The following is a 1511-nucleotide window of genomic DNA, read 5'->3' on the forward strand; positions in this document are numbered from 1 at the left end:
TTACTCAACTTTCGCAGAGCGAAAGTCTGCTGCAAGTGGCACTATGACTGAGTTTTAACAAAATAATTCTTTTCATTGACAGAAAAACACCTTTCAAATTGGTAAAATGGAAGTGACCAAACCCCATTCAATCCCAAACAGAAAGGTGCATGTCTTAATGTTACAACACAACTCTCTGTCTGAACAGCATCAAAATCAACTTTCTTTAATTTTTTCTTCTCTCAGAATCAGTCAACTCCTGAGAAATGCCGGAATCCGTAAATCGTATGGGATTTCAAGTTTTGTGGTATTCCAGATTATTTTTCAACTCGTTTTTCAAGGTCGTAATCTCTTTCGTCTTTTGGAAGGAAATAGAGCCGAGTCCCTTCCAGGAAAAGATGTTGTTTATCGCTTTCTTAATGAGTCTCGATATAACTGGAGGCGCTTCTATCAGTTATTGAGTCTAAAGATTGTTGGGCGATTTGAAAAACTCACCTCCGCACATCGTGTCCGTGTTTTTATTGTCGATGATTCAGTGGTTGGTCGAGAACGAAGCAAGAAGGTTGAACTCTTAGCACGCATCTTTGACCATGTTTCGGGTCGTTTTATCCGTGGTTATAACCTACTGACTTTAGGTTGGTCAGATGGCTATAGCTTTGCACCCATTGACTTTACGTTGATGAGTTCGGCAAAAGCTAAAAACCGTCTTTGTGAAATGCGAGAAGATCTAGATAAACGCTCGACTGGCTATAAGCGTCGTATGGAATCCATGATTCCTAAACCAGATGCACTCCTCCAAATGATTGAAAGAGCTCTCAAAGCAGGATTTTCAGCCGATTACATCCTCATGGACAGCTGGTTTACTCATGCTCCTCTTCTCCAAAAGTTGACGGATAAGAAACTACACGTTATTGGGATGGTTAAAGAACTCAAACAACGGTACCGCTTTCAAGGAGAATTATTGAGTTTACGTGAGCTTTATGCAAAAGTTCCAAAGAACTCAAAAGTAGAAATCTTAGGTTCAGTCCGAGTTCAAACTCCTTCAGGCTTAGCTTTAAAAATTGTCTTCGTCCAAAATCGGAATAACCGAAGAGAGTGGTTAGCGATTCTGACAACAGACACTGCCCTAGAAAACAGCGACATAGTAAGGATTTACGGAATGCGTTGGGGGATTGAGACGTTCTTTAAAATGGCCAAATCCCACTTAAAACTCGGCACAGAATTCCAAGGGCGGTCCTTTGATATGATGATTAGCCATACAACCATTGTCTTTACCCGTTACCTCATACTTGAGTGGGAACGACGAGAGCAAAATGATGAACGCTCATTGGGAGGGTTGTTTTACCTTTTTGCTGATGAAGTAGTGGATATGGACCTTAAAACAGCATTACGCCAGTTGATGGCTTTTGTACTGAATTTACTGCCCGATAATCTGGAGAATCTTGAATCATTAAGTCAACTCCATAAATGGATTAGTGAATTACCCAGTTATATCAAGGGTTTATTCGCACAACGAGTGTGCGAAAGTTGAG

General features: G+C 40.6%; 1 protein-coding gene. It reads left to right on the plus strand.

Annotated elements, in window-relative coordinates:
• Positions 1-157: 157 nt before the first annotated feature.
• Positions 158-1510: an IS4 family transposase gene (locus DSBG_RS21470; protein WP_068967043.1), complete on the plus strand. Its 1353-nt coding sequence runs from the start codon at positions 158-160 to the stop codon at positions 1508-1510.
• Position 1511 lies beyond the last annotated feature (1 nt).

The sequence above is a fragment of the Desulfosporosinus cupriresistens genome (genome assembly GCF_001707885.1).
Lineage (GTDB): Bacteria > Bacillota > Desulfitobacteriia > Desulfitobacteriales > Desulfitobacteriaceae > Desulfosporosinus.